This is a genomic window from Paracoccus salipaludis, assembly GCF_002287065.1.
Taxonomy (GTDB): Bacteria; Pseudomonadota; Alphaproteobacteria; order Rhodobacterales; family Rhodobacteraceae; genus Paracoccus; species Paracoccus salipaludis.
Genome location: NZ_NSJZ01000039.1, coordinates 1 through 7288 on the forward strand (window position 1 = coordinate 1; position 7288 = coordinate 7288).

General features: G+C 67.5%; 11 protein-coding genes. 4 read left to right on the forward strand and 7 right to left on the reverse strand.

Annotated elements, in window-relative coordinates; all coding sequences use genetic code 11:
- A partial coding sequence (locus CK240_RS18400) for a relaxase family protein (protein ID WP_135058887.1) occupies positions 1-1415 on the reverse strand: 1415 nt, incomplete at its 3' end.
- Positions 1415-1777, reverse strand: a complete 363-nt coding sequence (locus CK240_RS16890; RefSeq protein ID WP_095641469.1) for a MobC family plasmid mobilization relaxosome protein — start codon at positions 1775-1777, stop codon at positions 1415-1417. The genes CK240_RS18400 and CK240_RS16890, both read right to left, overlap by 1 nt.
- Before the next feature lie 281 nt (positions 1778-2058).
- Between CK240_RS16890 and relB the strand changes: the two genes are divergently transcribed.
- The 4 genes from relB (at position 2059) to CK240_RS16910 (ending at position 4136) form a co-directional block, all read left to right on the forward strand.
- Positions 2059-2358 carry a type II toxin-antitoxin system RelB family antitoxin gene (gene relB / locus CK240_RS16895; protein WP_095641470.1) on the forward strand — a complete coding sequence of 100 codons (300 nt, stop codon included), beginning with the start codon at positions 2059-2061 and terminating at the stop codon, positions 2356-2358.
- Positions 2345-2620 carry a type II toxin-antitoxin system RelE/ParE family toxin gene (locus tag CK240_RS16900; protein ID WP_095641471.1) on the forward strand — a complete coding sequence of 92 codons (276 nt, stop codon included), beginning with the start codon at positions 2345-2347 and terminating at the stop codon, positions 2618-2620. The genes relB and CK240_RS16900 overlap by 14 nt, the downstream gene beginning before the upstream one ends.
- 308 nt (positions 2621-2928) lie before the next feature.
- Positions 2929-3663, forward strand: coding sequence for a helix-turn-helix domain-containing protein (locus CK240_RS16905; protein WP_095641472.1), 735 nt, complete (start codon positions 2929-2931; stop codon positions 3661-3663).
- A 77-nt stretch (positions 3664-3740) separates the two neighbouring features.
- On the forward strand, positions 3741-4136 hold the full coding sequence (locus CK240_RS16910; RefSeq protein WP_095641473.1) for a hypothetical protein: 396 nt from the start codon (positions 3741-3743) through the stop codon (positions 4134-4136).
- Between the two features lie 61 nt (positions 4137-4197).
- Here the strand turns inward: CK240_RS16910 and arsH are convergent, their stop codons facing one another.
- From arsH to CK240_RS18795, 5 genes are all read right to left on the reverse strand, one after another.
- The gene (gene arsH, locus CK240_RS16915) at positions 4198-4914 is read right to left on the reverse strand and encodes an arsenical resistance protein ArsH (RefSeq protein WP_095641477.1); all 717 of its coding nucleotides are present in this window, start codon (positions 4912-4914) and stop codon (positions 4198-4200) included.
- Positions 4907-5323: an arsenate reductase (glutaredoxin) gene (gene arsC / locus CK240_RS16920; RefSeq protein ID WP_095641474.1), complete on the reverse strand. Its 417-nt coding sequence runs from the start codon at positions 5321-5323 to the stop codon at positions 4907-4909. Before arsC ends, arsH begins: the two co-directional genes overlap by 8 nt.
- Entirely contained in the window at positions 5320-6384 is a 1065-nt protein-coding gene (gene arsB, locus CK240_RS16925) for an ACR3 family arsenite efflux transporter (protein ID WP_095641475.1), read from the reverse strand. The genes arsC and arsB overlap by 4 nt, the downstream gene beginning before the upstream one ends.
- 28 nt (positions 6385-6412) lie before the next feature.
- On the reverse strand, positions 6413-6745 hold the full coding sequence (locus tag CK240_RS16930) for an ArsR/SmtB family transcription factor (protein WP_095641476.1): 333 nt from the start codon (positions 6743-6745) through the stop codon (positions 6413-6415).
- 250 nt (positions 6746-6995) lie between these two features.
- Positions 6996-7288 (reverse strand): hypothetical protein (locus tag CK240_RS18795; protein WP_167650098.1); only part of this gene is annotated, 293 nt, incomplete at its 5' end.

Below are 7288 nucleotides of genomic sequence, written 5' to 3' on the forward strand. Positions count from 1 at the left end.
AGTGCGTGGTCGAGGCGGTCTGCCTGTCCAACGCCGCGTTCAAGTTCTCCAAGCCCGTGCTCAAGCGCTGCTGCGTGGCCTCGATCTGTGACAAGCGGGCTTCGATCGCGGACTGACGCTGCGAGATGCTCCGCGACCATTCGGCCACCTTCTTCGAATACGTCGCGGACGCGCTCTGCGACTGATCGAACTCTTTCGCCAAGCGCCTGAACTGTTCGAGCAAGGCGCGCTCCAAGGCCGTGAGCTGGTCCATGCCTCATTCCCCGTTCGTCAGGTGCAGGCAGATCGCCGTCCGCCCCGAGGGCGTGGTGCAGCGCAGCGGCTTCGCGTTCTCGGGCACCACCAGGTAGCTCTGCCCCTCGCTCTGGAACGTCTCCAGGGGCATGTCCGCCACCACCCTCAAGGGCTGGCTCGATCGCCAGAGCAAGAAGCCGGTCAGCATCAAGCTCACGATCAGCGCCCCCCAGGTCAGCCCCAGAATCCATTTCAGCGACGGCAGCGCGTTCGTGATCCCGTGCGTGGACTGGACGATAGCGATCTCGATGTCGTTCAGCTCGGAGGTCACGCTCTCGGTAACACGCCGCGAGAGCCTCGTGAGCTCGCTCTCGGTCAAGGCCGCGATCTCGGCCGTCTGGCTCTCCAACCTCTCGTGCAGCCGCTCGGCCAAGCTCCGCGTCATCGCTCCAGTCCTTCTCGTAGACGCGGCCCTTGAGCCGCAGGCGCTCGTCGGTGTCGGGATCGCGTACCGTCACGTAGTCCTTGCCCGCCCGCGTGACCTCCAGACCCGCCTCGGTCAGGGCATCGACCAGGCTGGCGCGGTCGTGGACCGCCCCGCGCTCGATCAGGGCCGTCACATAGCCGTGGACGGCTTCCTTGCCCTCTTTCAGGTGGAAGCCGTGCTGCGCCCAGGGCGGCGACAGCTCGAAAGCCACCTCCCGCGCCCGTGCCGGGTCGTCCGGCCGCGCCCAGCCGTGCTCCAGGTTCAGCGCGTCCCGGAGCTTGGAATAGCCCCGCTCCCAGCCCGGCGGCGCGATGTTGAGCGCCCGCCCGGAGGCCAGCTCCATGCGCGGGGTCACGAAGTGCAGCTCCACGCGGCCGCCTGCGGTGTGCTGGTGGCGCACCCAGGTGATGTCGAACTGCTCAGGATCGAGGCCGGCGAAGGCGAACGCCTCGAAGGCGTCCATCGCCGTCTCCTGCTCGGCCAGGGTGGGCGCATCCTCGGGCGCGAAGGACAGCACCCCGTGCGTGTAGGTCCAGCGCCGCGCGATGCTGTCGATCAGCTCCCGCGTCCGCGCCAGATCGCCCCGCACCACCTCCGGCGGACAATGCTCCCGCCCGTCCCGGCCGGCATCGACGAGGTAGTCGCACACCGCCCCCCCGCCGCCGCGCCCGCCGCTGGTGAACTTGATGAGCATCAGCCGCTCCCCGGCGGATCGGCCCGCCTGTGCGCCGCCCGGATCGCCCGCAACTCCCGCTCGATGGCGATCAGCCGCGCCAGCAGCGCCGTCGCCGTCACCGGCTCGTGCCGGTTCGCGGCGCGCGCGAGCTGGTTGAGGTTGTTCCCGATCCGCGCCAGCTCCCGCAACAGCTCCGGCGCGACCGGCGGCGGCTCCCGCCGCGCCCGCAGCCGCAACCCGCCCAAGGACGCCCGGATCAGATCCGACAGGCTCACACCCCGGCTCGCCGCCAGCGCCTGCCAGCGCGCCCGCTCCGCCGCACTGGCCCGCAGCTTGATCCAGCGGGCAGGCTCGGGGGGGGCGGAAGGATCGGCGGCCATGGCGCAGGCTCCAAGGGGTGCAGGGGTGTCCCCCTGCCGGGGTTCGGGGTTGGTCCCGCCGTGCCAAGGGCGCGGCTCGGGGGTTTGAAGGGGGCGGCACGCCCCCTCACCAGCTGCGAGGGGCCATGGTAAGGCGAAGCCTTGTCGTGGCCACGAGAGTACGCTGGCGAAGAAAGGACAAGCAAGGGCTCTCCATGGGCGATGTGACCCCTGCGGAACACCCGCGAACGGCTTGGTCTTGTATCTCACGTGAGATACGCTCTTGGGAAAGGAGGACCGCCATGTCCCATCAGTCCGCCATGCTCCACGTCCGGGTGGACGAGCAGCTCAAGGCCGAGGCCACTGAGGCGCTTGCCGGGGTGGGCCTTACCCTCTCCGATGCCGTTCGCATCCTGCTCACCCGCATCGTCAGCGAGGGCGGCCTCCCGGCTGGGCTGGCGAGCGATCCGGCCGCCTACGACGCCTGGTTTCGCGCCAAGGTCCGGGAAGCCCTGGACGACACAAGGCCGGCCATCCCCCATGAGAAGGCCATGCAGGACGCCCAGGCGCTGATCGACCGGAAGCGCCGTGCCCAGGCTTGAATGGACCGCGCCGGCCGTCGCTGACCTGCTGGAGATCGTCGCCTACATCGCCGACCGCAATCCCAACGCTGCCCAGGCCCTCAAGGATGAGATCGAGGCCAAGGCGGCGCGGTTGCCCGAGCGGCCGCGCATCTATCGCCGCGGACGGGTCGAAGGCACCCGCGAGATGGTCGTGCTCCCGAACTACTTGGTCGTCTACGCCGAGGACCCGGAAAGGGTCCGCATCCTGCGGGTGCTCCATGCCGCCCGCCAGTGGCCCTGAGCGCGCGCAGGAGCCCGTCTGCAGGCGCTTGGACCTCTGCCCTTAGCCTGACCCGCAAACGGTGCCGCCTGCGCTGTCCTGGGCCTTCTGGCGCGGCCTGCCCGTTGCCCTGTTCCCCAGCAGATCCAGCCCGTGCAGCTCCAACCGAACCTGCGGCTGGGGCGCGTCGGCACCTCTAAGACTCTTAGGATATATGGATACGCTGGTGCATTTTGGCCGGTTCAGCCTTGCTGGGCTGGAAAAAGAAGCGATTGACAGTTGTCTGTGAGACAACAGAAGTTGTCTGTGAGACAACTATCGAGGCCGAGATGAGCAGGACCACGATCCACGAGCTGCGTCGCCTGGGGATAACTTCCGAGGACATCGACATGGCGCGAACCACGCAGGAGGCGCAGCGCCGCAACGGCTCGCCGGTGCAGTCCATCGCCGTGCTGGTCGGGGCCGTAGAGCCTCGCCAGCGCCCAAGCCCGAACCCGCCCGTGGACCTGACCGACCGCGCCTTGCGCCGGCGCGGGGCCTACGATCAGGCTGCGCTCCTGCTCGACCAGCAGGCCTTGCGGGAAAGCAGCCCCGAGCGCGCCGCCAGGGCTAGGGAGGCCGCTCTCGCGGCCAAGGAACTGTCCGCCAGCAACCAGATCGAGTTCGACTTCTTCGGAGGGGGCAACGTGTCCATCGCCTTTCAGTATCAGGACGCCGTGACCGAACGCCTGCGGAACTCTGGGGAGCCTCTTGCCAAGCAGCATCAAGCGCTGGCGGTCCTCTGGCAGATCACCCGCCACCTCGCATGGCAGTCCTACGAGTGTACCAAGACCGCCACTGATCTTTGCGAGCTGACCGGCATTGAAAAAGCCCGCATGGCGCGAGTGCTCGACTTGCTGGAACAGGTCGGAGCGATCAGGCGCGTGAAGCGTGGACGGGTGAAGGTTATCGCGGTCACGCCGGAAGGGGCGTTCCGCGGCAACGTCAACAAGCACGCCGAGGCCGTCGAACGCTACAAGCTCGACGTGATCCAAGGCGGCAGGGCCGACCAAGCCCCCGAGTAGCCGACCGGTCGGCTACCAGTTCCGGGAACCGACACCGACCACCTGCCGACCGGCCCCGAACATCCAAGGAACTACTTGTGGCGCTGACGCTGAACCAGGCGGCCAAGACCTGCGGCCGCTCCAAGTCCACCCTGCTCGATGCCATCCACAGCGGGCGAATAAGCGCTCCCAAGGACGACCGGGGACGTTACGCCATCGACCCGGCCGAGTTGCACCGCGTGTTCCCCTTCCAGGCCTCTGACCGGTCGGCCGACCGGTTCCCGGAACCGCAACCGACCGCCCTTGGGAACCGCCCGACCGCCCTGGCCGACCGGGGCCTGGAACGCGAGGTCGAGTTGCTGCGCGAGATGCTGGCCAAAGCCGAGGCCAATGCCGATCACTGGCGCATCTTGGCCGAGCGTCAGCAGGCGCTTCTGGAGGACAAGCGGCCCAAGGAGCCCCGCGGCCTCCTTCGACGCCTCCTTGGACGATAGCTCAGCGCGTGGCACGCGCCTTATCAGCCTCACAGGCCGTCTGAGGCTACCTGATCGACGCTCAGATTCTTTTCAGGCCTACCCTCGCCTCCAGCTTGGCGACTTCTTCCTTCCGCTCGCTGTAGCGGTCAGTAAGATAGTCGGAGGTGCCGCGCGTGAGCAGCGTGAACTTCACCAGCTCCTCCATGACATCCACCACGCGGTCGTAGAAGGCGGAAGGCCTCATGCGGCCTGACCCATCGAACTCCTGCCACGCCTTCGCGACCGAGGACTGGTTGGGGATCGTGACCATGCGCATCCAGCGCCCGAGCACGCGCATCTGGTTCACGGCATTGAAGGACTGCGAGCCCCCCGACACCTGCATGAGCGCGAGCGTGCGGCCCTGCGTAGGGCGGACGGCGCCGAGAGCCAGCGGAATCCAGTCGATCTGCGCCTTCATCACCGCGCTCATGGCACCGTGCCGCTCGGGGCTGGTCCAGACCTGACCCTCGGACCACAGCATGGCCTCGCGCAGTTCCACGACCTTGGGGTGGGAAGCTTCGGCGTCATCGGGAAGGGGAAGGCCGTGAGCATGGTAAACCCGCGTTTCCGCGCCCATGGCGTCGAGAAGGCGCTGCGCCTCGAAAGTCAGAAGGCGTGAGTAGGAACGCTCGCGCAACGAGCCGTAGAGCAGCAGGATGCGCGGCGGGTGCGTGGGCATCGACGCCGCAAGTCGAGCAGGCTCCGGCCGCTCGAAGGCATCACCGGCAAGGTTGGGAAGCCCGGTTCTTTCAAGCATCGCGGCGGCCCTTTCCGCGGACCGCCTCGCCATCCTCCTTGGTGAACTCCGCCACCGGATGGTCGAGAAGGTCGAGAACCGCCTCGGACGGCCGGCAGAGCCGCGTTCCCCTGGGCGTCTCCACGATGGGGCGGTTGATGAGGATCGGATGCGCCAGCATGGCGTCGAGAAGCTGGTCATCGGAAAGGGCCGGGTCGCTCAGGCCCAGTTCGGCGTAAGGCGTGCCCTTCTCGCGCAGCAGATCGCGCGGCGTGATGCCCATGGCGGCGATCAGCTCCTTCAGCCGCGCGCGGCTCGGAGGCTCCTTCAGATACTCGATCACGACCGGCTCCTCGCCGCTGGCCCGGATCATGGCCAGCGTGTTGCGCGAGGTGCCGCAGGCGGGGTTGTGCCAGATGGTGACGGTCATGGCCGGCGCGTCCTTTCGGGGAACCAGTGGCGGGTGCGGTTGGCGAAGGCCACGAGCGAGAGCATCACCGGCACCTCCACAAGGACGCCGACCACGGTAGCGAGCGCCGCCCCCGAGTTCAGGCCGAAGAGGCTGATCGCCACCGCAACCGCCAGCTCGAAGAAGTTCGAGGTGCCGATCATCGCGCAGGGCGCGGCGATGTCGAACGGCACTCGCAGCGCCCGCGCCGCGCCATAGGCGATGGCGAAGATGCCGTAGCTCTGGATCAGGAGGGGCACGGCGATGAGCACGATCACCAGCGGGTTCGCGAGGATCTTCTCTCCCTGAAAGCCGAAGAGCAGCACCACGGTGATCAGCAGCGCCGCCATGGTGAGGGGCTTGATGCGGTCGCGGAAGGCCTCGACGGCGGCCTCACCGCCCTGGGCCACGAGGCGGTTGCGGGTGAGGATGCCGGCCGCGAGCGGCACGACGATGTAGAGCAGCACGGACAGCAGCAGCGTGTCCCACGGAACCACGATGTCGGTGACGCCCAGGAGCAGCGCCACGATGGGGGCGAAGGCCACGACCATGATGAGATCGTTCACGCTCACCTGCACGAGCGTGTAGGTCGGATCGCCCCGGGTGAGGTTCGACCAGACGAAGACCATGGCCGTGCAGGGCGCGGCACCGAGCAGGATCACGCCGGCAAGATAGGCCTGCGCGTCCTCGGATGGGATGAGGCCGGCGAAGACATACTCGAAGAACAGGACGCCCAGGGCGGCCATGGTGAAGGGCTTGATGAGCCAGTTCACCACGAGGGTGATGATGAGGCCCCGAGGCTCCTCGCCCACCCGGCGGATCGAGCCGAAATCCACGCCCACCATCATCGGGTAGACCATGGCCCAGATCAGCACGGCGACGGGCAGGTTGACGGAGGCGACCTCCATTCGGGCGAGGCCCGCGAAGAGGCCGGGCGCAAGGTTGCCCAGCACGAGGCCCGCCACGATGGCGCCTGCCACCCAGAGCGAGAGCCAGCGCTCGAAGGTGCCGAGCCCCCCTGCGGGAGCGGATGCGTCGGCCATGTGATCCGTCATGAAGAACTCCGGGAAATCAGCAGCAGGGCGCAAGCTCGGCCACAAGCGGCGCGCACAGCTCGGCGCGGCCCCCGCAGCAGTCCTTGAGCAGGAAGAGTGTGAGCGCGCGCACGCGCTCCAGGTTTGCGCGGTAGATGATCGAGCGGCCTTCCCGTTCGCCTGCGACCAAGCCCGCGTGGGAAAGGATCGTGAGGTGGGCCGAAAGGGTGTTGGCCGGCACATTCAGAGCACGGGCCAGTTCTCCGGCGGGCAGGCCCTCGGGTTCGCGATGCACAAGGAGCCGGAAGCACTCCAGCCGTGTGGGCTGAGCAAGGGCGGACAGGGCGTCGATGGCATCATTTGTTTCCATTATTCTGGAATACTGGAAATGGTGGCCAGACGCAAGGTCGATTATCCCCGGGGCCTGGATGCAGCCCTACAGCCCTTCTTGATGAGAGCGGGCCGCATCCAGGCCCTGTGCAAAGCCCCGACGACATCGCCTGCAAGAGGCAGGGGAGGAGGGGCTTTGTCTGCCCGGAGGGCAGATCGACTCCAGCGCAACTTTCACAGCCCGTGATCCCACCCGTGGTCGCGCTCCCGCACCCGCTCGTGCGCCCGCTCTAGCTCCCGCGTTTGCTCAAGAGCGCGTTGACCTGCTGCACCAAGTGCGTGGTCGAGGCGGTCTGCCTGTCCAACGCCGCGTTCAAGTTCTCCAAGCCCGTGCTCAAGCGCTGCTGCGTGGCCTCGATCTGTGACAAGCGGGCTTCGATCGCGGACTGACGCTGCGAGATGCTCCGCGACCATTCGGCCACCTTCTTCGAATACGTCGCGGACGCGCTCTGCGACTGATCGAACTCTTTCGCCAAGCGCCTGAACTGTTCGAGCAAGGCGCGCTCCAAGGCCGTGAGCTGGT

Bases quoted from the DNA above. Each gene is read 5' to 3' on its own strand.
- CK240_RS16890 (WP_095641469.1), bottom strand. From the start codon at position 1,777: ATGGCCGCCGATCCTTCCGCCCCCCCCGAGCCTGCCCGCTGGATCAAG.
- relB (WP_095641470.1), top strand. From the start codon at position 2,059: ATGTCCCATCAGTCCGCCATGCTCCACGTCCGGGTGGACGAGCAGCTC.
- CK240_RS16905 (WP_095641472.1), top strand. From the start codon at position 2,929: ATGAGCAGGACCACGATCCACGAGCTGCGTCGCCTGGGGATAACTTCC.
- arsH (WP_095641477.1), bottom strand. From the start codon at position 4,914: ATGCTTGAAAGAACCGGGCTTCCCAACCTTGCCGGTGATGCCTTCGAG.
- arsC (WP_095641474.1), bottom strand. From the start codon at position 5,323: ATGACCGTCACCATCTGGCACAACCCCGCCTGCGGCACCTCGCGCAAC.
- arsB (WP_095641475.1), bottom strand. From the start codon at position 6,384: ATGGCCGACGCATCCGCTCCCGCAGGGGGGCTCGGCACCTTCGAGCGC.
- CK240_RS16930 (WP_095641476.1), bottom strand. From the start codon at position 6,745: ATGGAAACAAATGATGCCATCGACGCCCTGTCCGCCCTTGCTCAGCCC.